This is a genomic window from Avibacterium endocarditidis (genome assembly GCF_002921145.1).
Taxonomy (GTDB): domain Bacteria; phylum Pseudomonadota; class Gammaproteobacteria; order Enterobacterales; family Pasteurellaceae; genus Avibacterium; species Avibacterium endocarditidis.
On record NZ_PQVI01000026.1, the window covers coordinates 1 to 21,291 of the forward strand.

Consider the following 21,291-nt stretch of genomic DNA (forward strand, 5'->3'; position numbering starts at 1 on the left):
TTTTGCTTCAGCGAGAAATTTTTTGTCTAAAAGTTGCTGAAGTGCGGTGCGAATTTGTTGGCATAATTCATCAAATTGCACGCTATTGTGGTAAACATAGCGTTCATTGGCAATTTTATTGCCAATAAAATCCACGATTGCGAGCTGAAATGAGTTATCTGAAAAGGTGATACCAATCGAGCAACAAGCATTGGGATTTAAAGTTAAATGAAAAGAAGGCGTTCCCCGTTTTTTTACCATTTTCTCCGTTTCTTTAATCAGCCCGAGAAACAGCAGCTTGCGGCAATATTGCGTTACTGCCCCTGCCGTTAAGCCCGACAAAACACTTAATTCCTTGCGTGAAGGGGAATATTGACGTATGAGGCGTAATAACAATTTTTCGCTGGATTTTAAATTAAATACGGAATTTTCTTTTTTCATTTTGTTGTCTTTATGAAATAAAAGCCTCACTTTGCGATCAGAGAGGCTTATCACTCAATGTTACTTTAACTCGCACAACTAAAGTACGGTATTATTTTAAGGCGTTTTCAACGGCTTGGTAAAAATCATCCATTTTGCATAAACCTTGCGCGTTGGTTGGGCAACCTTCTAGCTGTAAGGTTATACGATTTGGCGGATTTGTTAAAGAAAGTTTTGTGCCGTTGCGTAATTGATCAATGGTTTGATAAACATATTCCACTTTCATAAAGGCTTCGCCTTTTGCGTTCACCCATTTCTCAAATGCCACTTTACCACTAATTGGCGTGGTTTCTAGCTGATCGGGCAGATGATAAGGTTTCACTTTCAATAATGGTAAGAGCGAGCCAACATTGGAATCGTGCCCGACTAATAATACCACTTTGGCATTACGGGCTTTTTCAATGTAAGGGTGCCGATAACCATAATCTTTGAAGCTGTTTTGAATAAAGGTGAGCAATGGCGTTGCGGCTTCTTTTGCCATTACTTGCGTGCCGAATAATAATTGGTTGTAACGCTCTTTTTTATATCAACAATTTTTTTTTCCAGCTTTCTTGATTATCAATGCGTCCCCAAGCGACTTCTTTAGGTGGGAAGCCTTCGTAATATTGCAGTAAGAAGCTATCTGCTGCACCTGTGCCATCGCGTAATGCACCTGTGGTTTTAGGGTATTTACCTTGGGTGAAAGTGAGCGTATTGGCTTCTTGGTCTAAATTACACAATTGTTTTTCTTGGCATAATGGCGATTGTTCTTGATTTAAGGCTGTCGCGAGGGCGTTGAAATTACTTTGTAGATGTTTGTTGAGTTGTGCAAACCCACCTTCGCCCACTAATTCATCTACCGCTTTGCGTGCTTTTTGTTCAAAGGCTTTATCTACTTTGCTGCGAATCACGGGATTAAAAGTGTTATCCATCGTGTTATATTCGCCTAGATAATTGACTCTTATTGCACAATGTGAATAAGCCCCTTTCGCGAAACTTACGCCAGTATCAATGGTGCGTGGACGAGCGTTGGTGTAAATAAAGACATCATCTTTCGGGCATTGTGAGGAAAGAATTCCCGTTTGTTGCAACCATTCAGACCAGTACGCCGCGAATAATTTTTCTAATCTTGCGCCTTTGGCAGTGAGATAGCCCGTTTTATCCTGCCATTTTACCCATTGATAAGGGGTAGCTTGGGATAAAATGCTCTCTTTACCAACTAAGGGCGTGCGAATTCCGTGTCGGCTGAAAATCACAATTTTTTCTAATTGCAGCGCTTGTGCTTGGTGATTGTCTGGCACATTAGGCGCAGCATTAAGATTGGTTGGATAAAACAGCGAGCAGCTAAGTAAGCTAACTAAATTAAGGCTTAAGGTGAGTTTTTTCATAGAATGTCCTCCAATATTGAGAGAAAGGAAGGGGCATTATTTGCAGCACTAAATGCCATAAAAAAATTGCAAAATTTTTAACCGCACTTTTGCAATAACAACGTTAAATCTAAATGGATTTTGTTGCAACAATAATCAAAAAAAGAGAGAAAAAATGAGTTAAGGCATAACCTTAACTCATCAATAATATTATTTAGCGATCACTTCTTTGGTGAAATCAGCAATGGCGGCTTTGCTCCAATCTAGTGGGAAGAATGGAATATCCGCTTTCGCCCACTTCGGCATTTAATGGGCGGGTACCAAAATGGTCGGCTAATTTTTGTTGCGTTTCAGGTGAAACTAGCCAGTTGGTAAACACTAAACTTGCTGCAGGGTGTGGAGCATTTTGTGCGACAACCACCACATTACCACCGCCCGGCATACCAAATTTTGGCACATAGAATTTCAATCTTGGTGTTACCGCACCTTGTTTTTGCAAGCTGAACAAGTGATCTTGCCAAGCGGAAACAATATCTAATTCGCCATCATTTAAGCGTGTTAAGCTGTCCGCGTTCGAGGCGGTGCGTACCATATTTTGTTTATTTTTATTGAACCAATCCCAAGTGCTTTGCCATTTTTCGGTTTGAGCTGCGTCAAAAGGCGTGTTTTGATAATCATAACTACCACTGATGTTGAGCAAGGCTTGGAAAATAAAGGCTTTCCCTGAAGCACCGCCATTTGGATCGGCATAACCAAATTTTTTCGGGTGAGTTTGAATATAGTTCACGGTTTCTTGCCAGCTTTGTGGTAACTGATCTTCTGAAACCCGTAATGGATCATAGGCAAAGCCTGTTTGATTGCCCCAAAAGCCCATTGCTTGATTGCCAAATTTCACTCCTTGCAAAGCGTGGTTGGCTTGAGCGAAATTAGGCAAGCTGTTGAGATTTCGTAACACATCATTTTTCTGCACGATAGGATAATTGTCGGCTGCGATGGCGATCACGTCCATTTTCCCTTTACTAAGGGATTTTTCAGCGATCAGCTTATTCATATTACCGTCTAAAGTGCCTTCAGGAATTTTCACTTTGATGCCATAGGTTTTTTCAAAATCTTTGACAAAAAGACGGAATTGCGGTTGTAAATACCACACGCTAAAGGTTACCGAGCCTTCTTGTTTAGCTTGCGCCACAATCTCTTCCCAGCTTTTTTGGCTGAGATCTTGGGAAGCCGAAACGGACAGGGCGGTGGTTAGCCCTAAACTGATTAATGCGGTTTTGATAAGACGAGTTTTCATCATTGTTTCTCCTCTGGTGGAAATCAGGCTTTGCCTGTGGATTGTGATAAATAGTTACCTTTCAATAAACGCTCGATAATTAACAGCAAGATAACGTTTGGAATTAGTAAGATGATCGATACCACGGCGGCATTTGGGCGAATGAAAGAGTAGCCCAAGAAAGAATAAAGTATGGTTGGCACGGTGATAAAATCTGGTGAACCGATGACAAAAGAAATACTAAATTCTTCGATACTTTTCACTAAACAGAAAATAATTGACGCCAAAAATGCGGGTTTTAGCATAGGTAGATAAACATCTTTAAAGGTGGTGAATTTTGACGCACCAAGATCGCGACTTGCATCAATCAAATCTTGTGGAACAGAAGAAAATCCTGAAGATAAAATGCGAATCGCGTAAGGTAATGTCATTACTGTATGCCCGATAATAATGCCGATCATTGGATTGCTAATGTTGAGCTGAATTAACACCGCACTAAAGAATAGCGCAATGATCATTCCTGGGATCACCAACGGAATTAAGGTGATGAGTTCGGCAATTTTTTTACCACGAAACTCCATTCGTCCAAAGGCATAAGCTGTTGGCAAGGCAAGCGTGATGGCGATTAAAGAAACAATCGGCGCAATGGTATAGCTATTCAACATTGCTTCTTTCAGGGCGGTGTTTTCCCACACATAATGCCAACGCTCAAAAGACAGCACAGGCGGGAAAATATCGGGATAGCTCCAAGGGTGTTGCGGATCAACCAGCGACCACAGCCCAGCCATTAAGAAAGGCAACACCAACCAAACAAAATTCACCACCACAAAAAAGATCAGCACAATGCGGTTAATTAAACGGGTGTTGTTACTTTGGATTCTGTTCATTTTACCGCTCCTCGTTTAACAGATAATGGACGAATAATTAAGGTGATGAGAATGGAGGCTAGGGCAGAAGTCAGCATTATCACCATTGCCAACACCGCACTTTGATTCCATTCTTCAAACTCATAAGCACTCATTTGCATAAAGCGAGCGAGAGAGTAGGTATCACGCGGACCCGCAATGCTGTAAAAGGCGAAATCCCCTAATGCACCGATAAAAATCAAAATAAAGGAAACTTGCACTGCGCCAAGTGTGAGTGGAAAAATCACATAAATAAAACGCTGCCAACTGTTTGAACCCAGATTTGACGCCGCATCAAAGAGATCGCTTTTCAGTGAATTCACCGCACCGCCAACAAGAATTAAGGCGAAAGGAATATTTTTCCACATTTGCAAAATCACAATGCCCCAGCCGAAGCTATCATTTTGTAGGGATTTTGGTTCTTGCCAAATGCCGAGCCAAACCAGTGTTTCGTTTAAAATACCGTGGTAGGAAATCATATTCATAAACAAAAAGGCGGCTACCAAGCCCGGCACAAGCATCGGCATACGGAAAAAGGTAACAATAAATTCTTCGCCTTTAATTGGATTACGCAACCACAGCGCAATAGGGTAAGCCACTAAAATGGAAAATACCGCGCCAAGAAAGGAAACGCGTACCGAATACCAAAAAGACTTATGAAAGATAGGATTGCTAAGCACTTCTTGCCAATAATCCAAGGTGAAATGGGAAGGTTCGCCATACATATTTTGCAAGCCGAAACTTTGTGCCACCACCAAATAAAAGGTTGAACCCATTAATAATAAAATCGTGCCAAGCCCTGTGCTTAACAGTAGCCAAGCCTTGAGATCTTGTTTTACCGATTTCATACTGCCTCCAAGAAACGAATGGCATCACGCGCGAGGGTGAAAAATAATTCTTCTGATTGATTTAACAACGGCGAAAATTTGGTTAATTGCAACCGCACTTTCTCATTTGGCAAACCTGAAGTTACCAAGCCTTGCACTTCAGTCATATTGCCCATAAAGGCGGTTTGTAGCACTTTGACGCTAAATTTATTTTCCACGTTGCTATTTGGCTCACAAGGGATTGCATCTTCAGGGCGGAAACAAATATAAATATTCTCAGCCACAGGCTTATGGGCGGATTGCACAATAAATTTGCCCCAAAGGGAATCCACTTGATAGAGATCATCTTGCCAATGTTTAACGTTCGCTTTAGTAATGTTTGCCACGCCAATAAAATCGGCAATAAAGCGATTTTTTGGTTGGTAATAAATTTCTTGCGGTGTACCTACTTGCTCAATTGAACCCTTGTTTAGCACGATGATCTTATCTGACATTGATAAGGCTTCCGCTTGATCGTGGGTAACATAAATACTGGTAAGATTGTATTGATGAGAAAGTTGCTTAATTTCAAAACGTACACTTTCCCGCAATTTGGCATCAAGGTTTGATAATGGCTCATCAAATAAAATTACATCAGGACGGGTTACCATTGCCCTTGCTAATGCCACACGCTGTTGCTGACCGCCTGAAAGCTCAGAGGGCAGTTTCAACTTTTGTGTTTCCAAATCCATTTGCTTCAATGCCACATTTAAACGGGCGATTTGTTCATCAATCGGCACATTTTTCTGTTTCAAGCCGTAGCAAATATTGTGCGAAACGTTCAAATGCGGAAAAAGGGCATAGGACTGAAAACACATCGCTGTGTTACGCTTTTCTGGTGGAATGTTATTCACGGGGCGATCGCCAATCACAATCTCTCCTTCATCAGCACGATGAAAGCCTGCAATCAATTTTAGTAACGAGGTTTTTCCGCAACCACTCGGGCCGAGCAAGGTAACAAATTCCCCTTCTTCAGCACTAAACGAAATATTATTTGCTGCATAGAAATCACCAAATTTTTTGGTGATATTGCGTAATTCTAGTTTTGCCATAATCGATTCCTCCTCGATGATAATTTTGTGGATACTCTAAACTAGAAGATAAAGCGCGATCAATTACAATTTAAAAAATAAACTCATTTAAGTTTGTTTTTGTGAGTTCGATCACGAAAATTAGATATTTATCCCTGTTATTTGCGATAGTATTTGCGCTATGTTTCTATTATCTCTAAAATGAATTTAGTTTTTAAAATGAATTAAAAGAGAGGTTAAAAATGGCATTTGAATTTAACGTTACAGAGAAAGGCTTGATTTTGGCGAACAGCCATCGCGGTTACAGTGCTAAGTATCCAGAAAACACAATGCCCGCTTTTATCGGCGCATTAGAGGCTGGAACACATAGCATTGAACTTGATATTGCAATGACAAAAGATGAAAAAATGGTGGTTATCCACGATTTTTCGATCGAACGCGTTTCTAATGGTGAAGGTTATGTGGAACAAATGACTCTTGCTGAACTACAACGCTATGATTTTGGTGAAAAGTTCTCACCTGAATTCAAAGGTACTCACATTGTGGAATTAGAAACCGTGTTGAAATGGGCATTAGAAAATAATGTCGGCTTGATTGTAGAAGCCAAACAACGCCGTAATCATCAGCGTTTTGCCGAAGTGCTGGCAGAGATTTTGCAACGAACCAACACGGTAGATCAAATTTTGCTATTAGGCTTTGATCACGTTTTAATTAATAAAGTCAAAGCTCTGCTACCGAGCCTACGCCTACAAGTGGTTACCCTCGCACGCTATAACGATCAGCTCAGTGCGGTGTTGGGATCAAACGCCAGCAGTGTTTGCGTGGAATACCACTATGTTGGCAAAGAAGATTTAATTGCCTACAAAAAAGCAGGGCTGTCAGTGAGAATGTATCTGCATGAATCCAAAGAAATCCCCGTGTTAGAAATGTACAACCAAAAATATGGTTACGATACAGAAAGTGAAATCATTCAATGGCTAAGCGAAGGCCTGATCGATATGCTAAGCCACGATGATATTCCGTATCTTAAATCATTAATTGAAAAAGCGGGGAAAGTGCCTTATTGATGTTTTGAATTATAAGAAAAAAGTGCGGTGGAATTTTTCAAAATTTTCCACCGCACTTTTATTTCAAGGCGTTGTTCCGTTGTTAGACGAGTTAGGCGTTGGTAATTGCAACAGCTTCACGCACTAAACGGCCGATTTCTTCCCAGTTATGGCTGTTGATAAGGGATTTTTCTACGAACCAAGAACCGCCGCAAGCTACCACGTTTGGAATGGCGAGATAGTCTTTAATGTTGTTTACGCTGATTCCGCCCGTTGGCATAATTTGAAGCTGGGCGTAAGGGCCGAGTAGGGCTTTGATCATTTTCACACCGCCAGAGGCTTCCGCAGGGAAAAATTTCACTGCCGTGATACCCAACTCTAACGCCGCTTCAATGGACATCGGGTTGTTTACGCCCGGCATTACGGGGATATTCAATTCTTGGCATAGCTTCACAATTTTTGGGTTGAAGCCTGGAGTAACAATGCAATCTGCCCCTGCGTTTTTCGCTTGCACCACTTGCTCGCTGGTTAGCACGGTTCCCGCAGCGATAAGAATATTCGGGTTGTGTTGGCGGATTAAGCGAATGGCTTCTTCTGCCGCTGCCGAGCGGAATGTAATTTCCACCACGGGCAAACCGTTCTTGGCGAGGGTTTCGGCGAGGGGAAGAATGTCTTGTGCGTTGTCTAGAGCGATCACGGGGATCACTTTAAATTCACGAAGTTTTTCAATAATTTGTGCGGTATTCATAGTTTTTCCTTAATTAAATTGATGAATGAGGTGAGCGGTGGCGTTTTTGTCAATAATCGCCCCTTTGTGCTGAATGACGAGCCCAGCCACTTGGTTGCCTTGCTGACAGCATTGCTGTGGCGATTTTTCTCGTAAATAACCGTTTAAAAAGCCAGCATTGAAGGCATCGCCAGCGGAAGTGGTATCTACAACATTAGTGATCGGCGTGGTGGCGATGTGCTGTTCGTTACCTTGTGCATCGCAGAATAATGCCCCGTCTTTGCCTTGCTTGAGGACAATATTTTTAACCCCAAAATCTTTCAAACGTTGCACGGATTGAGCGGTTTCGCTGTCGCCCCATAAGGCTTGTTCATCGTCAAACGTAACCAGTGCTAGATCGATGAAAGGCAAAAGTGCGGTGTAAATTTCTTGCGTTTTTTCCACGGATTCCCAAAGTTTCGGGCGGTAATTGCTGTCAAAGGCAATTTTCACCCCTTGGCTGGCAAGTTGTTTTAGCTGGGCGATTAAAGCGTAGCGATCGGCATCTGGCAAGATGGCGAGGGAAATTCCGCTCAAATAAATCATATCCATTTCGCTGAGTTGCTGTTGTACTTGGGAATAGTCAGGGTGTTGAAGAAGATAACGAGCGGCAGATTCGGAACGCCAGTAAAGGAAGGTGCGTTCGCCAAATTTATCAAGTTGAATGAGATAAAGCCCCGCTTGGCGGTGGGGATCAATCAGCACGTTGTCGGTATTGATGTGATCTTGTTGCCAATGTTGAATCATCTGCTGGCTGAGTTTGTCCGCCCCCATTGCGGTAATATAATGCACATCAATATCTTGTGGATTACTTACTCGGGCAAGATAGGTAGCGGTATTAAGCGTGTCCCCGCCGTAAGTTTGCCACATATTGCCAAATGGCTCACCGTTCAGCTCAATCATACATTCGCCAATAATTGCAATTTTTTTTCACTTTTTCCCCCCTTAATAATAAAGTGAGTGAAATAAAGCCAATTATAAATTTATTAATGCTTTTATTCAATAAAAATGAAATACGATTTTATTTTTTCTGCTTTTCAAAAATATTGCTTGTGTTAATATGCACAGGCAATTCTTTTATGATATTTAGAGGCACTATGGAAAAAGATACTCAACCCGATGTCGTATCATCAGTATTGAAAGTATTCGGTATTGTTGATGCGTTAAGTGAACAAAAGGAAATTGGTGTAACGGATCTTGCTCAGCGTTTAATGATGTCGAAAAGCACGATCTATCGTTTTTTGCAAACGATGAAAGGCCTAGGGATTGTGGCTCAAGAAGGTGAAACGGATAAATATCGCTTAACCTTAAAATTATTTGAACTCAGTGCAAGGGCATTGGAATATGTGGATTTGATTGAGTTGGCAAATAAAGAAATGGAAGAAATTTCAAAACAAACAGGCGAAACCCTGCATTTAGGCACGCTTGATGGCAACGAGATTGTGTATTTACATAAAATTGATTCCACTTACAATTTAAGAATGTATTCCCGAGTGGGGCGGCGAAATCCTTCGTACAGTACGGCGATTGGGAAAGTGTTACTTTCCGCACATACTGATGACGAAGTGGAAACCTTGTTGAAAGAGGTGGAATTTATCCCGCACACGGCGAACACGCTTAAAAATATCGAAGAACTCAAGCAAGAATTAGCATTGGTGCGTGAACAGCATTATGCTGAAGATAAAGAAGAACAAGAGGTCGGACTACATTGTGTCGCCGCACCGATTTACGACCGCTTTGGACATTGCATTGCCGCCATTTCGATTTCATTGCCATTAGTGCGTTTTGAAAAAGAAAACCTCACTCACCTTGTGGACTTGCTTCACCAAGCGGGACGTAATGTGTCGAAACAGCTGGGCTATCAGCATTATCCTGTGGCGGAATAACATATATTTACTAAAAATAAGGCGTGGAATAACGCCTTATTTTTTCGCAAATAGGCATAAAAACACCTTATTTTTCAATATGGTATTGCCAACTTAAGTTTGAAAGTGCGGTAGATTTTCAATTAATTTTTCTCTTTATCAGCAAGATAAAGAGAGAGTTTCGATGAAAATGAGATAACCCCTTTGCGCAATAGATTATTTTTTTCCCTAGTTGAGCGTCCACAAAGCCATTCTAAGCCTCGTTTTAATATATTTTGTCGTTGCAGGCACGCTTGGCTGAATGGGGCGTTGGGGTATTGTTGATGTTGGAATAACGCCACAATTTCTTGTGTTGCTTGTGTGCCAATGATTCTTAAATTAATCGCTGGTATGCTGATGTCGTAGTCTTGCTGTTCGATGGCAAGGGGCTGTTCTTCCGTTTGCCAGAAATCAATCTGTTGGCTGCCATAAAGGAGTAAAATCAGCGGTCGTAACGACCAAAGCCCGCTCGCTGCACCGCTGTAAGGATCAATCAACCGTCTATCCGCTTGGAATAAGCCTTGCGTAACATTGCCTTGTTGAATGGCTTGATGATGGATAAAAAAGTGCGTGAGGGTGGAGAAAATCCGTTTGCCACGTCCGTCCGTTTTGCCTTGCTGGATCATTGTGCTAATTAAAGCAGTAGGTGCGGCGAAACGGTAGGGCAGGCTGCGCCCGAAAAAAGCAAAACCTTGTGGCGCAAATAAATAGTGAAAATCTTGACAAAATTCCACCGCACTTTGTTGAATGAAAGTGCGGTCAAAATTGGGGGAAATTTGGTCGAGCCAAAATAACCCATAATGAAAGCCCCAAGAGTTGTAATAATCGAAATTGCCTTTCTCGCCATCACGAAACCAGCCATTACCCACATAAAATTCTTTAATCCGTTGATAGCGTTCGTGGTTGATTTCATCAATGCCGGTAAGATCTTTTACCACAAATTGCACTATAAAATAAACAAATGCCAGTTGTTGTCCACGGTTTGCACTTGGTTAATTTGGCGTAACCAATCAATGATTTGCTGTTTTTGCTGGGCGTTGTAATGTACCCAAATGTGTTCTTTGCTTAACCACAAAGCCAAAGCAAAATCCGCACTTTCGCAGATTGTTTGCTGAAAACTTTTTAATTCTCCCCAGTAGCCTGAATGGCAGGGATCAGTGGCATTGAGAAAGCCTGCGGATAAGGCCTGTTGAACTTGCTTAACAAGGGGGGAATTGGTATTAGACTGATAATGTAAATAGGCTGCCAACAAAGGATAGTTGCGTGCGGCTCCTTCAATGGAATCGGAAACCATGCCTTGTTCTGAGGGATAGCCGTGGTAATCGGCACGAGCATAGCAATCATTGGCGTAATGAAGAAAGGAGCGGATAAAATAACTCACCAATAATTCAAACTTTTCTTGCGAAAAGGTGGAATCCTTTGTAAATGCCTGTTTGAGCTGTTTATCAATAAGAGGATCAGTATTGCCAAACAAGGCTTTTCGTTTGAGTGAACGCTGCAATCTTTCCTTAAATGCCCGCCAATAATCCCGTAAACGAGGATGTTCGTGAGCTAAATAAGGTCGTTCAGTAAAACGAATTTGAGGTTGCGTTGGCATTTATCCGCTCCGATTTTCCCGCACTGCAAGTGCAATGCGGGCTAGGCTGCTAGGCTTTTGGCGCAGAGCAGCTTTCCAGTTGTTTTCTCATTTTTTTCGTTGGGCCAGTAATGAATTCCACTGGACGCCAAGAATCACCGGTTTTTTCTAACCAAGGTAATAATTCTTCTTTGATTAGTTTTTGTACCAATTCAGGATTGCTATCTGCAATATTCTTCATTTGGTATGGATCTGCCACATTATCAAAGAGTTTATATTTCAATGGTTCGCCATCTTGACGATCAACTTCTAATGTGTGAGTTTTTGTGCGCACGCCACGTCTGCCGAAAGAAGGCTGACCATAAGGCACAAAGAGGTAAAGCTGAGAGGTTGGGCTAATACCTTTATCGTATAGCACTTGCTCGGCTAAACTTACCCCTTCTACGCTATCTGGAATGCTGTCTTTAAAACCAAGTAAATCTAAGATCGTTGGATAAATATCTGGTGCTGACATTAGACTTTCGTTTACCCCAGCAGGGATTTTACCCGGTAAGCGGAACATCATTGGCACACGCATTGATTCTTCATAAATATTATTTTTGGTCGGTGCACCGTGCGATCCCATACAACAACCATGGTCAGAGAAGAACACTACTAGGGTGTTGTCTGCCAAGCCTTGTTTATCTAGCTCGGCTAGAATGCGCCCAAATTGTTCATCAACCCCACTGACCATTGCTAAATATTCTTTGAAATATTGTGGGCCATAGCCTTCTTGATATTTTTTATCCCAATCTACATTTGGGCGAGTGTTAAGTTCTTTTGAACTTTGTGGATACATATCAAGGTATTTTTGTGGCACTTGATCGTAAGGCGAATGAGGAGGATTCATTGAAACCACTAAGGCAAATGGCTTGCTTGGATCGCGATATTTGTTTTCTTCATTACGAAGATATTTAATCGCCATATCTGCCTCGTGTTCAGGCCCCCATTGATCAACATATTCAGGGTATTCACGCGGCGTGTCATTGCCCCAATACATTGGTTTTAAATGAAGATCATAAGTACCATAAGAATACCAGAAATCAAAACCGTGGCGGCGATCTGGTGGTGTCCAATCATTCCAATAGCGTCCTTCCATTGGGTTGTTGTAGCTCTTAATGTACGGCTCTTGCGGCACGTCCAAATGCCATTTACCAATGTAACCTAATGAATAGCCTTCATCTTTTAATACATCAGACCAACATTTCGCATAAGGTGAAAGTTCAATCCCCACTTTACCACCGTAGTCGTGGGTATTACCTGTTACCCCGTTGTGTAGCGGATATTTACCTGTCATAAACATACCGCGGAATGGTGAACAAAGCGGATAGTTTGATGCCATTTGATCCATCACTTTAGCAGTTTTCGCAAAAGCATCTAAATGTGGGGTGATGGCAGGATCTTGATGTTTAAACCCTTGCGCCATTGCACGCATTTCATCTGGGAATACGATTAATAGGTTCAGTGGTGGATTGTTTGATTTTTTGGCTGAATCTTTAGCATTATTATTGGCGACTGCATTCACCGCAGTGGTTGACAGCGCTGCTGCCGCACCGGTTGTCGCAACACCTTTAATAAAATTACGACGTGAAATACTCATCTGATTACTCCTTATCTTTGACTTAGTTGCACTTCGCGCTACTTCTTAATTAAACAAAGTGCGGTTATTTTTTCATAAAAAAATCCTAATCTCCATATTTTAAAACGTCGTTTTAGAAAAAATATTTTATTTTGTGAATTAGATCACAGATTTTGATTTTGGTATTTTTTTGTTTTGATTTCTTTCGTTATAATCAGCATAAAACAATATGAAAGTGAAATTTCTTTCATAATGACGAAAATGAAATTTAGTATACCGAAAAGGAAGTAAATAAAAATGAGTATTTTGCTAAACCTAATTCAACGACATAAAGCGGGCGAGGCAACCGGAATTTATTCGGTTTGTTCTGCTCATCCGCTTGTATTAGAAGCGTCATTGTTGCAGGCAAAACAAGATCAAACGCCATTACTTATTGAAGCAACCTCTAACCAAGTGGATCAATTTGGTGGTTATACAGGAATGACGCCATTGGATTTTCGCCACTTTGTTGAAAAATTAGCAGATGAAGTAGGATTTCCGCGTGATCAACTAATTTTAGGTGGCGACCATTTAGGGCCTAATCGTTGGCAAGGATTAACAGCTGATGAAGCAATGGCAAATGCTGAGAAACTTATTGAAGCTTATGTCGCAGCAGGTTTTGAAAAAATTCATTTAGATTGCAGTATGTCTTGCAAAGGCGATCCTGTGCCTTTGTCTGATGAAATTGTGGCAGAACGTGCGGCTCGTTTAGCTGTGGTTGCCGAACAAACTGCGTCAAAAAATGGTTTGTCGGATCGTATTGTTTACATTGTTGGCACAGAAGTTCCTGTACCAGGTGGTGAAGCAGAAGAAATCGCTGAACTAGAAGTTACTTCACCAAGTGCTGCGAAAGCCACTATCAATGCCCACCAACAAGCCTTTGCACGCGTTGGGTTAGAGCATATTTGGCCACGCGTAATTGGTTTGGTGGTGCAGCCAGGGGTAGAGTTTGATCATACAAAAGTGATTGATTTTATTCCTGAGAAAGCGCAAGCCTTAAGCCAAGTGGTCAATGATTATGAAAATTTAGTGTTTGAAGCGCATTCTACTGATTATCAAACAGAAGAAGCTTACAAAGCCTTAGTAAAAAATCACTTCGCGATTTTAAAAGTTGGGCCAGCATTAACATTTGCATTGCGTGAAGGCTTATATGCGTTATGTGCAATGGAAGACTATTTATTCCCGGCAGAACAGCGCTCCAACTTACTCGCTGTGCTTGAAGAGCAAATGTTAGCACACCCAGAAAACTGGCAAAAATACTATCACGGTACCGAGTTAGAGCAACGTTTTGCAAGAAGTTTTAGCTTTAGTGATCGTATCCGTTATTACTGGACTAATCCTGAAATTGCAGCGGCAGTGGAAAAATTATTTGCTAATTTTGAGAACGTAGATATTCCATTACCATTGTTAAGCCAGTATTTACCAGAACAATATGCCGCCGTGCGTGCAGGTACATTAGCCCCTCGTGGTAAAGACATAGTGTTAGATAAAGTGCGTGCGGCGGTTCGCCAATACGCCTTAGCAAGTTTTTTCAATAAATAATTGGGGATAGATAAGATGACAAATTATTTAGGGTTTTCAGAAAGCGAATTAGTGGCAGGTAAAGCCATTATGACCGCAAAAGAAATTGAACATCAGCCTCAAGCTTGGCTACAAGCGTTGCATACGGTAGATACACAGCGTCAGCAAATCTTAGATTTCATCGCACCTGTGATGAATGCAGCAAATGGACGTGTGATTTTCACTGGCGCAGGAACTTCCGCTTTTGTGGGGCATTCCTTACAGCCTTTCGTTTTAACCTTAACGGATAAACGTGTGGAATCTATTGCCACAACAGATATTGTGTCTAACCCTTACCAATATTTTTCACGAGACGTGCCAACCTTATTAATTTCTTTCGCACGTTCAGGTAATAGTCCTGAAAGTGTGGCAGCAGTGGAATTAGCCAATCAGTGTTTAACTAACTGTTATCACTTATTCATTACTTGTAATGAGCAAGGGGCGTTGTATATCAAAATGCACACAAAAAAATGACCGCACTTTAGCCTTATTAATGCCTCCACAAACCAATGACGGCGGTTTCGCAATGACATCAAGTTTTAGCTCAATGATGTTATCAGCACTTTCCGTGTTCTTATTGCCAAAAGGCTCAGTGGTTGAACAGCTACAATTTATTTGCGATGCCACAGAAAAATTGCTCCCACGCTATGTGGATTATGCACGTCAACTCTCTCAGGTAGATATGGAACGCATTATCTATTTAGGTAGCGGTGGCTTGCAAGGTTTGGCACAAGAATCTGCATTGAAAATTTTGGAATTAACCGCAGGACGCATTGTGGCAACCTATGATTCACCGTTAGGTTTCCGCCACGGACCAAAATCTATTGTAAATCCTAAAACGGTAGTGGTGGAATTTTTATCAAATCAACCTTATACCCGTTTATATGATCTTGATTTATATAATGAATTACGCCGCGATAATATCGCAAGTCGTGTTGTGTGTTTAACTGCGCAAGCGGGCGTGGAAGGCAAGGATGTGATTGAAGTGGAAGGCTTTAGCAATGCGCCAGATTATGCCTTGTTGTTCCCGTATATTGTGTTTGCACAATTAATTCATTCTATAGTTCATTCAGTCGTGGTATCACCACTGACAACCCTTGTCCGACAGGTGAAGTAAATCGTGTGGTTCAAGGCGTTATTATTCACCCATTTAATTCATAATTAAGGAGATTTTTATGTCAGCACCTAATATTGTATGGACACGAATTGACGAGCGTTTATTACACGGACAAATCCGTATTACTTGGGGTAAACACTCCGAAGCCAATTTGATTTTAGTGGCAAACGATGAAGCGGCAGAAGGTCCAAATGCGGCATTTATGCAAGCAGGAATGAAAGCTTCAGCGGGTGGTGAATATGCGGTACGTTTCTTTACAATTCAGAAAACGATTGATGTGATTCATAAAGCATCGCCACAGCAAAAAATCTTTATTTTATGTAATAACCCAACAGATGTCGCACGCTTAGTTGAAGGTGGAGTGCCTATTAAACATTGCAATATTGGTAATATGCACTTCCATGAAGGAAAAAAACAATTGACTAAAACGGTTTCTGTTGATGAAAAGGATCTTGACGCGTTCCGTCGTATGTTGAATGCAGGAGTAACTTGCACAATCCAAAATACGCCAGATGCACAAGAAATCGATATTAAACAATATCTTTAATACTCAATAAGGAGCGTTTATGTTAACTGAAGCATTATTAGTCGCCGTTTGGGCGTTCTTCTGTGGTATCGATAAATACGATGTCGCATTAAATATCCACCGTCCGTTAATCACAGGGCCTGTTGTGGGCTTGATTATGGGTGATTTGCAATTAGGCTTAATCACAGGTGCAACACTGGAATTAGCTTGGTTAGGTTTAGTGCCTAATGCTGGGGCTCAGCCACCAGATGTAACAATGGGTACTATCGCCGCAGTGGCTTTCGCTGCAATGACAGGTCAAAGCGCGGAAGTGGCAATGGGTGTAGGTATGCCAATTGCAGTATTAATGCAAATGTTGGTGATTGGTTTCTTCGCATTAACTTCATTCACAATGGGTAAAGCCGATGAGTATGCAGAACAAGCGAATCCAAATGGTATTGATTTCTTATTGATTTCGACGATTTCATTACGTTCATTAATGTATGCAATCGTAGCCTTTATTACCGTGTACTTCGGTGAACACGCAGCAGATTGGATCAACAATAACTCACCAAAAGCATTATTAGAAGGTTTAGGCTTAGGTGCGCGTTTAGTTCCAGCAATCGGTTTTGCAATGTTATTAAAAATTATGTGGTCAAAACAAGTTGCGGGTGTGTTCTTCATCGGTTTCGTTGCAACCACTTACTTAAAACTACCAATTATGGCTGTTGCAATCATCGGTGGTTCAATCGCAGTACTTTATTTCTACTTCTCAGGTAACAGCAATAACAACAACCAATCACAAGCACAGGAGTTCGAAGATGGAATCTAAAAACGTAAATAATCAAGTAAATCTTGTTGATGATATCGATGCGTATCAAGATCAAACCGTTCGCAAAGTGATTACAAAAGGTGATCTTTGGAAATGTGCGATTCGTGGTTTGTTTATGGAAGGAAACTTCAACTTTGAACGTATGCAAGCAGGTGGTTGGGCATATTCAATTATCCCAGCGTTGAAGAAAATTCACGGTAACAATAAATATGATTTAGCGAAATCATTGAAAAACCACCTACAATTCTTCAATGCAAGTCCAAAACTCTTTACTTTCTTGCTTGGTACAGCCATTGCGATGGAAGAAAATAAAGAAAAACCATCTACTATCAACGTAATGAAAGTAGCTGGTATGGGCCCAACTGGGGGTATCGGTGATGGTATCGACCATATGACCATTATGCCATTAACCCTTGCATTAGGTTCATCTATTGCAATTGAAGGTTCGATTGCGGGGCCGTTCGTGTTCTTTATCCTATATCAAATTTTACACTTCTTTGTGTACTTCAGCTTGATGTTTATGGGATACAAGCCGGTACAGCTGCAATGGTAAATATGAGTGATTCTACCGAGCGTTTAGCTAAAGCGGCGAACATTATGGGTATTTTCGTTATCGGGGCATTGTGTGCGACCTTCATACGCTTTAAAACCACGGCAACCATAGAAATGGGTGGAAAAGTGGTGGAATTACAGACCGCACTTTTCGATAAGATTATGCCAAACTTGTTACCATTAGCCTTAGTTTTCCTAATGTTTAAATTAGTAAAAGGCACAGGTTTCTGGGCAAAACCACCAGTATTGATCTTCAGTATGCTTGCTTTCGGTGTGGTTGGACATTTAATCGGCATTATCTAATGCACTGTTGAGTAATCAACGAAATCAGGGAATGAGATAGCTCTCATTCCCTCCACAATAACAAGAAAAACAAGGACAGCTTATGTTAGGTATCGTGGTATCAGGTCATATTAATTTTGCTTCGGGTATGCGTTCTGCTGTACAAGCTATTGTTGGCGAACAACCGCAATTAGAATTTGTTGATTTCTTAGAATCTATGTCCACTGATGAGCTAGAAGCCCAATTATTAGCGGCGAAAGAGCGTGTAAACTCAGGGAACGGTGTGTTATTTTTAGTGGATCTTTATGGCGGTTCTCCTTGTAATCGAGCAATCAATCTCTTATTGCAAGATCCTAATGTCGAAGTAGTGGCTGGCACAAATTTATCAATGATCGTCAATGCGGCATTAGAACGTGAGGAATTCACCTTGCGTGAATTAACGGATTGTCTTGCCAATGGCGAATTTAGCCAAATCAAAGATTTACGCCAAGATCTTGCCGCTCTTTCGCAAGATGATGAAGACGAAACAGACGGACTATAAGCATTCTGGCTTAAAATAAAAGAGGAAAAATTATGAACCCTCAACAACAGCAAACTCTTGCATTGATGAAAAAAGTGTATCAATGGCAGGCAGCACATCAAACTCGCACTGTTGTACGCCGCACAGGTCGTATTCGTTTTATTAAAGACACAGACTGGGATCGCGCGGTATTTTGGGCAAGCGTGTCCAACGCGTGGAAAGTAACAGGCGAACAAACCTTTTTAGATGGGGCATTAGATTACACCTTGCACACGGGTTTCCGCACAGGACCACATTTACGCTTTGCCGATGATTTGGTTTGTGCACAATCCTATCTTGATGTGTATCCGTTATTTAATCAACCAGAAGCCTTAGAGCCAACCATCAACTTTGTAGAAGATATGCTGGCAAATCCAAAACCGGGGCGTGAAGATTGGTGGTGGTGTGATTCACTCTTTATGGCACCACAAGTGTTCTTTACTCTCTCCACCTTAACGGGCGAAAGCAAATATCGTGATTACGCAAACCAAGCGTGGTGGGATTCTGTTGATCATTTACAAGATAAAGAAACAGGCTTGTTCTACCGTGATTATCGTTATATTCCAGATGGCAAAGGCGGTGAATTGCGTGAAGCCAATGGTGAAAAAGTCTTTTGGGGACGTGGCGTAGGTTGGGTGATTGCAGCGATTCCACGCTTATTCCGTGATATGCCCGAAGGCTATCCAGAACGTGAGCGTTATTTAACCCTTTATCGTCAGCTTGCAGAAATCGTTTTACCATTCCAACACGAAGATGGTTTCTGGCGAGCGAGCTTACTTGATCCGCAAACGTTCCCTGCGAAAGAGAGCAGTGCAACGGCATTATTCTGCTACGCATTAGCTTGGGGGATCAATCAAGGCATTTTAGATCGTGCAACTTATTTGCCAGTGGTTGAAAAAGCGTGGGCTGCATTAGAAAGTGCGGTCAATTCTGAGGGCAAATTAGGCTGGATTCAGCTTCCTGCTTTCAATCCGCGTGAAGTGAAAGAAGAAGACAACATCGATTACGGTGTGGGTGCTTTCTTACTTGCAGGAGCAGAAATTTATCAATTACAAGCCGAATAACGGTAACTTTTAATTATTGAATTAAGGAAAGAAAAATGAAAATTGCATTAATGATGGAAAACAGCCAAGCGGCGAAAAACCCAATTATCTTAAATGAGTTAAAAAACGTGGTTGAGCCGAAATGGCATAGCGTTTATAACGTGGGAATGAACAGCGAGCAAGATCACCACTTAACTTATATCCACTTAGGGATTATGGCGAGCATTTTATTAAACTCAAAAGCCGTTGATTTTGTTGTAACAGGTTGTGGAACAGGGCAAGGTGCATTAATGTCATTAAACCTGCACCCAGGTGTGGCGTGTGGTTACTGCTTAGAACCTGCTGATGCGTTCTTATTCGCACAAATCAACAATGGTAACGCATTATCTTTAGCCTTTGCCAAAGGATTTGGCTGGGGGGCAGAATTAAACGTGCGTTATATGTTTGAAAAAGCCTTTGAAGGTGAGCGTGGTCAAGGCTATCCAGTTGAACGTCGTGAACCTCAAGTTCGCAATGCTGGCATTCTCAATCAAGTGAAAACGGCGGTGGCGAAAGACTATTTAGACACCTTGCGTTCAATTGATCCAGAATTGGTGAAAACTGCAGTGAGCGGTGAACGCTTCCAACAATGCTTCTTCGATAACTGCCAAGATGATGAAATCCGAGCTTATGTTACAGAAGTATTGAATAGCTAATTTCGTTTTTGCTTTTTATGCACAATGTAAGAGGGAAAAGGAAATTTCCCTCTTATCAGATAATTTTAGTTAAATTGAATTATCGTTTCCCTAACCTAACATTTCTTTCACATTAGGAGTTGTTTATGTGTCAATCTCAACCTGCTTATTTTCATATGATGGCAAAACCAAGTAGTTTCCATTGCAATATCAAATGTGAATACTGTTTTTATTTGGAAAAAGAGCAAGTCCTAACACATAACGTTCGCCTAATGTCTGACGATACTTTACGTCAATATACCAAAAATTACATTGAATCCCACGCAGGCGATCACGTTGATTTCGCGTGGCAAGGCGGTGAACCCACCTTACTCGGTTTAGATTTTTTTTAAAAGAGCGGTGCAATTTCAGCAAGAATTTGCTAACGGCAAAACGATTACCAATGGTTTTCAAACCAATGGCATTGCGATTAATCGTCAATGGGCAGAATTTTTCAAAGAAAATAATTTTCTTATAGGGATTTCTGTGGATGGTTTAAGTGAGGTTCACGACCGCTATCGTATTTCTGTCAATGGACAGCCCACATTTGAGCGAGTGAAAAAAGCCATTGATCTATTAAAAGAATATGAAGTGGATTTTAATACGCTCACTGTAATTAATGATAAAAACTGGGATAAAGGACGGGAAACTTACCAAGCGTTGAAAGAGTTAGGCTCGACTTTTATGCAGTTTATTCCTATTGTTGAAGTGGCGAATTATTCCTTACAACGTTGTGATTATAGTCCTGGGAAAAATTATCGAATGGCACCCTTTTCTGTACCAGCCGATGGCTACGGGCATTTCCTATTAGACGTGTTTACCGAATGGGTTCGACAAGATGTGGGGCGTATTTTCGTGCGTGAATTTGATAACTTACTTGGGCAATGGTTGGGCTATCCTTCCACCAGCTGTATTCATACGGAAACTTGTGGCACCGCAATGATCGTAGAAGCCAATGGAGATGTTTATTCTTGCGATCATTATGTTTATCCTGATTATCGTTTAGGTAATGTTAATAAACAGCCTCTCAATCAAATTGCACTTTCAACCAAGCAACAAAAGGCGAAAAAAGAAACGCTCACTAAAGCCTGCGAAAAAATGTGATGTGAGAATGATTTGTCAAGGCGGGTGTCCGAAGCATCGTATTGTGAATTTGAAAGGGGAAAAATTTAAACAAAATTATCTTTGTCCTTCTTACCAACTCTTCTTTCGTCAAACCGCACCTTTGATGCACCGTATGCGGGAAATTATTCAGCGTGGCGGGTTGGCTGAAGATATTATGAAAATAATCAACTAAAA

The 21,291-nt window shown here is 41.3% G+C and carries 20 protein-coding genes and 4 pseudogenes; 12 read left to right on the plus strand and 12 right to left on the minus strand.

Going from position 1 to position 21,291, the window contains the following annotated elements; translation table 11 throughout:
• From C3Z13_RS02730 to C3Z13_RS02755, 7 genes and pseudogenes are all read right to left on the minus strand, one after another.
• A pseudogene (locus tag C3Z13_RS02730) lies at nt 1-420 on the minus strand (ROK family protein); the annotation flags it as partial.
• 91 nt (nt 421-511) lie between these two features.
• The gene (locus C3Z13_RS11820) at nt 512-940 is read right to left on the minus strand and encodes a histidine phosphatase family protein (protein ID WP_219827871.1); all 429 of its coding nucleotides are present in this window, start codon (nt 938-940) and stop codon (nt 512-514) included.
• Between the two features lie 40 nt (nt 941-980).
• Nucleotides 981-1,826, minus strand: a complete 846-nt coding sequence (locus C3Z13_RS11825) for a histidine-type phosphatase (RefSeq protein ID WP_219827872.1) — start codon at nt 1,824-1,826, stop codon at nt 981-983.
• A gap of 189 nt (nt 1,827-2,015) precedes the next feature.
• Nucleotides 2,016-3,099, minus strand: a pseudogene (locus C3Z13_RS02740) (extracellular solute-binding protein).
• A gap of 23 nt (nt 3,100-3,122) precedes the next feature.
• The gene (locus C3Z13_RS02745; RefSeq protein WP_039085670.1) at nt 3,123-3,965 is read right to left on the minus strand and encodes an ABC transporter permease; all 843 of its coding nucleotides are present in this window, start codon (nt 3,963-3,965) and stop codon (nt 3,123-3,125) included.
• A complete protein-coding gene (locus C3Z13_RS02750; RefSeq protein ID WP_103854931.1) occupies nt 3,962-4,831 on the minus strand; it encodes an ABC transporter permease in 870 nt (289 codons plus the stop codon). Before C3Z13_RS02750 ends, C3Z13_RS02745 begins: the two co-directional genes overlap by 4 nt.
• Nucleotides 4,828-5,901: an ABC transporter ATP-binding protein gene (locus C3Z13_RS02755; protein ID WP_103854932.1), complete on the minus strand. Its 1,074-nt coding sequence runs from the start codon at nt 5,899-5,901 to the stop codon at nt 4,828-4,830. The genes C3Z13_RS02750 and C3Z13_RS02755 overlap by 4 nt, the downstream gene beginning before the upstream one ends.
• A 221-nt stretch (nt 5,902-6,122) precedes the next feature.
• On the opposite strand from C3Z13_RS02755, the gene C3Z13_RS02760 reads away from it, so the two are divergent.
• Nucleotides 6,123-6,947, plus strand: coding sequence for a glycerophosphodiester phosphodiesterase (locus tag C3Z13_RS02760; protein WP_103854933.1), 825 nt, complete (start codon nt 6,123-6,125; stop codon nt 6,945-6,947).
• Between the two features lie 91 nt (nt 6,948-7,038).
• Here C3Z13_RS02760 and C3Z13_RS02765 read toward each other — a convergent pair whose 3' ends face one another.
• Nucleotides 7,039-7,674: a bifunctional 4-hydroxy-2-oxoglutarate aldolase/2-dehydro-3-deoxy-phosphogluconate aldolase gene (locus tag C3Z13_RS02765; RefSeq protein WP_017806032.1), complete on the minus strand. Its 636-nt coding sequence runs from the start codon at nt 7,672-7,674 to the stop codon at nt 7,039-7,041.
• Nucleotides 7,675-7,683: 9 nt separating this feature from the next.
• A complete protein-coding gene (locus C3Z13_RS02770) occupies nt 7,684-8,616 on the minus strand; it encodes a sugar kinase (RefSeq protein ID WP_103854934.1) in 933 nt (310 codons plus the stop codon).
• A gap of 173 nt (nt 8,617-8,789) precedes the next feature.
• Here C3Z13_RS02770 and kdgR point away from each other — a divergent pair, with 173 nt between their 5' ends.
• Nucleotides 8,790-9,578, plus strand: a complete 789-nt coding sequence (gene kdgR, locus C3Z13_RS02775) for a DNA-binding transcriptional regulator KdgR (protein WP_103854935.1) — start codon at nt 8,790-8,792, stop codon at nt 9,576-9,578.
• Nucleotides 9,579-9,700: 122 nt separating this feature from the next.
• On the opposite strand, the gene C3Z13_RS12620 is transcribed toward kdgR, so the two are convergent.
• Genes C3Z13_RS12620 through C3Z13_RS02785 form a run of 3 tightly spaced genes read right to left on the minus strand, consistent with a single transcriptional unit; the run spans nt 9,701 to nt 12,811 of the window.
• Nucleotides 9,701-10,534, minus strand: a complete 834-nt coding sequence (locus tag C3Z13_RS12620) for a DUF2264 domain-containing protein (RefSeq protein WP_219827873.1) — start codon at nt 10,532-10,534, stop codon at nt 9,701-9,703.
• Nucleotides 10,535-10,542: 8 nt separating this feature from the next.
• Complete coding sequence (locus tag C3Z13_RS12625; RefSeq protein ID WP_219827874.1) at nt 10,543-11,193, minus strand: DUF2264 domain-containing protein; 651 nt, start codon at nt 11,191-11,193, stop codon at nt 10,543-10,545.
• 49 nt (nt 11,194-11,242) lie between these two features.
• A complete protein-coding gene (locus C3Z13_RS02785; protein ID WP_103854936.1) occupies nt 11,243-12,811 on the minus strand; it encodes a sulfatase family protein in 1,569 nt (522 codons plus the stop codon).
• Between the two features lie 276 nt (nt 12,812-13,087).
• On the opposite strand from C3Z13_RS02785, the gene kbaZ reads away from it, so the two are divergent.
• From kbaZ to C3Z13_RS02830, 10 genes and pseudogenes are all read left to right on the plus strand, one after another.
• A complete protein-coding gene (gene kbaZ / locus C3Z13_RS02790) occupies nt 13,088-14,371 on the plus strand; it encodes a tagatose-bisphosphate aldolase subunit KbaZ (protein ID WP_103854937.1) in 1,284 nt (427 codons plus the stop codon).
• A 15-nt stretch (nt 14,372-14,386) separates the two neighbouring features.
• Complete coding sequence (locus C3Z13_RS11840; protein WP_219827875.1) at nt 14,387-14,863, plus strand: SIS domain-containing protein; 477 nt, start codon at nt 14,387-14,389, stop codon at nt 14,861-14,863.
• A 19-nt stretch (nt 14,864-14,882) separates the two neighbouring features.
• Nucleotides 14,883-15,506: an SIS domain-containing protein gene (locus C3Z13_RS11845; RefSeq protein WP_219827876.1), complete on the plus strand. Its 624-nt coding sequence runs from the start codon at nt 14,883-14,885 to the stop codon at nt 15,504-15,506.
• 58 nt (nt 15,507-15,564) lie between these two features.
• Nucleotides 15,565-16,053: a PTS N-acetylgalactosamine transporter subunit IIB gene (gene agaV / locus C3Z13_RS02800; protein WP_103853302.1), complete on the plus strand. Its 489-nt coding sequence runs from the start codon at nt 15,565-15,567 to the stop codon at nt 16,051-16,053.
• 19 nt (nt 16,054-16,072) lie between these two features.
• On the plus strand, nt 16,073-16,843 hold the full coding sequence (gene agaW / locus C3Z13_RS02805) for a PTS N-acetylgalactosamine transporter subunit IIC (RefSeq protein WP_103853301.1): 771 nt from the start codon (nt 16,073-16,075) through the stop codon (nt 16,841-16,843).
• 115 nt (nt 16,844-16,958) lie between these two features.
• Nucleotides 16,959-17,698, plus strand: a pseudogene (locus tag C3Z13_RS02810) (PTS system mannose/fructose/sorbose family transporter subunit IID).
• Between the two features lie 82 nt (nt 17,699-17,780).
• The gene (gene agaF / locus C3Z13_RS02815; protein WP_103854938.1) at nt 17,781-18,218 is read left to right on the plus strand and encodes a PTS galactosamine/N-acetylgalactosamine transporter subunit IIA; all 438 of its coding nucleotides are present in this window, start codon (nt 17,781-17,783) and stop codon (nt 18,216-18,218) included.
• 32 nt (nt 18,219-18,250) lie between these two features.
• Entirely contained in the window at nt 18,251-19,300 is a 1,050-nt protein-coding gene (locus C3Z13_RS02820; protein WP_103854939.1) for a glycoside hydrolase family 88/105 protein, read from the plus strand.
• A 35-nt stretch (nt 19,301-19,335) separates the two neighbouring features.
• Nucleotides 19,336-19,974, plus strand: a complete 639-nt coding sequence (locus tag C3Z13_RS02825; RefSeq protein WP_103854940.1) for an RpiB/LacA/LacB family sugar-phosphate isomerase — start codon at nt 19,336-19,338, stop codon at nt 19,972-19,974.
• A gap of 125 nt (nt 19,975-20,099) precedes the next feature.
• Nucleotides 20,100-21,289 (plus strand): annotated as a pseudogene (locus tag C3Z13_RS02830) (anaerobic sulfatase maturase).
• Nucleotides 21,290-21,291: the final 2 nt, after the last annotated feature.

What these genes read in the sequence shown, in the direction of transcription:
- C3Z13_RS02750 (WP_103854931.1), bottom strand. Translation starts at nt 4,831, where the DNA reads ATGAAATCGGTAAAACAAGATCTCAAGGCTTGGCTACTGTTAAGCACA.
- C3Z13_RS02745 (WP_039085670.1), bottom strand. Translation starts at nt 3,965, where the DNA reads ATGAACAGAATCCAAAGTAACAACACCCGTTTAATTAACCGCATTGTG.
- C3Z13_RS12625 (WP_219827874.1), bottom strand. Translation starts at nt 11,193, where the DNA reads ATGCCAACGCAACCTCAAATTCGTTTTACTGAACGACCTTATTTAGCT.
- kdgR (WP_103854935.1), top strand. Translation starts at nt 8,790, where the DNA reads ATGGAAAAAGATACTCAACCCGATGTCGTATCATCAGTATTGAAAGTA.
- C3Z13_RS02765 (WP_017806032.1), bottom strand. Translation starts at nt 7,674, where the DNA reads ATGAATACCGCACAAATTATTGAAAAACTTCGTGAATTTAAAGTGATC.
- agaF (WP_103854938.1), top strand. Translation starts at nt 17,781, where the DNA reads ATGTTAGGTATCGTGGTATCAGGTCATATTAATTTTGCTTCGGGTATG.
- agaV (WP_103853302.1), top strand. Translation starts at nt 15,565, where the DNA reads ATGTCAGCACCTAATATTGTATGGACACGAATTGACGAGCGTTTATTA.
- kbaZ (WP_103854937.1), top strand. Translation starts at nt 13,088, where the DNA reads ATGAGTATTTTGCTAAACCTAATTCAACGACATAAAGCGGGCGAGGCA.
- C3Z13_RS02785 (WP_103854936.1), bottom strand. Translation starts at nt 12,811, where the DNA reads ATGAGTATTTCACGTCGTAATTTTATTAAAGGTGTTGCGACAACCGGT.
- C3Z13_RS02755 (WP_103854932.1), bottom strand. Translation starts at nt 5,901, where the DNA reads ATGGCAAAACTAGAATTACGCAATATCACCAAAAAATTTGGTGATTTC.
- C3Z13_RS02825 (WP_103854940.1), top strand. Translation starts at nt 19,336, where the DNA reads ATGAAAATTGCATTAATGATGGAAAACAGCCAAGCGGCGAAAAACCCA.
- C3Z13_RS02760 (WP_103854933.1), top strand. Translation starts at nt 6,123, where the DNA reads ATGGCATTTGAATTTAACGTTACAGAGAAAGGCTTGATTTTGGCGAAC.
- C3Z13_RS11845 (WP_219827876.1), top strand. Translation starts at nt 14,883, where the DNA reads ATGCCTCCACAAACCAATGACGGCGGTTTCGCAATGACATCAAGTTTT.
- agaW (WP_103853301.1), top strand. Translation starts at nt 16,073, where the DNA reads ATGTTAACTGAAGCATTATTAGTCGCCGTTTGGGCGTTCTTCTGTGGT.
- C3Z13_RS11825 (WP_219827872.1), bottom strand. Translation starts at nt 1,826, where the DNA reads ATGAAAAAACTCACCTTAAGCCTTAATTTAGTTAGCTTACTTAGCTGC.
- C3Z13_RS11840 (WP_219827875.1), top strand. Translation starts at nt 14,387, where the DNA reads ATGACAAATTATTTAGGGTTTTCAGAAAGCGAATTAGTGGCAGGTAAA.
- C3Z13_RS11820 (WP_219827871.1), bottom strand. Translation starts at nt 940, where the DNA reads ATGGCAAAAGAAGCCGCAACGCCATTGCTCACCTTTATTCAAAACAGC.
- C3Z13_RS02820 (WP_103854939.1), top strand. Translation starts at nt 18,251, where the DNA reads ATGAACCCTCAACAACAGCAAACTCTTGCATTGATGAAAAAAGTGTAT.